Annotated in this window: 1 pseudogene; it reads right to left on the bottom strand. The window is 69.6% G+C overall.

The annotated features are described in order from the left end of the window. A pseudogene (locus JCM9942_RS16940) lies at window positions 1-927 on the bottom strand (AIR synthase-related protein); the annotation flags it as partial.

The raw sequence follows: 927 nt of genomic DNA, 5'->3' as shown, positions 1-927 counted from the left end.
GTCGGATGGGCGAGCACGCGCAGGCCCGCCTGGTGCAGATCCAGGCCGGCGGTCCTGAGCTGCGGCCAGCGCGGTGCCGGCGGATGGGCGGTGTCGCGGTGCATCTTCGGCGCTTGCCGAACAGCACGTCCATCGGCAGATCGATCGGCGCATCGGCCGGGGGTGTTGCCCGGGGGTTGCGCCGTAGGCCACCACCAGATGTTCCTCGGCCGTGGCTACGCCGACCGCGGCGAACGGGCAGCGCTCGCGCGCGCAGATCGCGGCGAACTCGGCCAGGCGCTCCTGCGCCACGCCCAGCACGTAGCGTTCCTGCGATTCGTTGCACCACAGCTCCAGCGGCGACAGCGACGGATCGTCGGTGGGTACCTTGCCCAAGTCGATCACGCCGCCGACATTGGAGTCGTGCAACAGCTCGGGAATGGCGTTGGACAGGCCGCCGGCACCCACGTCATGGAAGAACTTGATCGGGTTGTCGGCGCCCATGGCCACGCAACGGTCGATCACTTCCTGGCAGCGGCGCTCCATTTCCGGGTTGTCGCGCTGCACGCTGGCAAAATCGAGGTCTTCGGCGCTTTCGCCCGAAGCCACCGACGAGGCCGCACCGCCGCCCAGGCCGATCAGCATCGCCGGGCCGCCAAGCACGATCACCGCATCGCCTTCCTGCAGCGGGATCTTCTCCACCTGCACGCGGTCGATCGCGCCCAGACCGCCGGCCAGCATGATCGGCTTGTCATAGGCGCGGGTGATACCGCCTTCGGGCAGCTCGAAGCTGCGGAAATAGCCCAGCAGGTTCGGCCGGCCGAACTCGTTGTTGAATGCGGCGCCGCCGAGCGGGCCCTCGAGCATGATGTCCAGCGCCGGCGCCATGCGCGGGTTCAGCGCGCGCGGCGCTTCCCACGGCTGCGGCAGGGCCGGGATACGCAGGTG

This window comes from Stenotrophomonas pictorum JCM 9942 (genome assembly GCF_001310775.1).
Taxonomy (GTDB): domain Bacteria; phylum Pseudomonadota; class Gammaproteobacteria; order Xanthomonadales; family Xanthomonadaceae; genus Stenotrophomonas; species Stenotrophomonas pictorum.
This window is presented reverse-complemented; position numbering and strand designations above follow the sequence as displayed.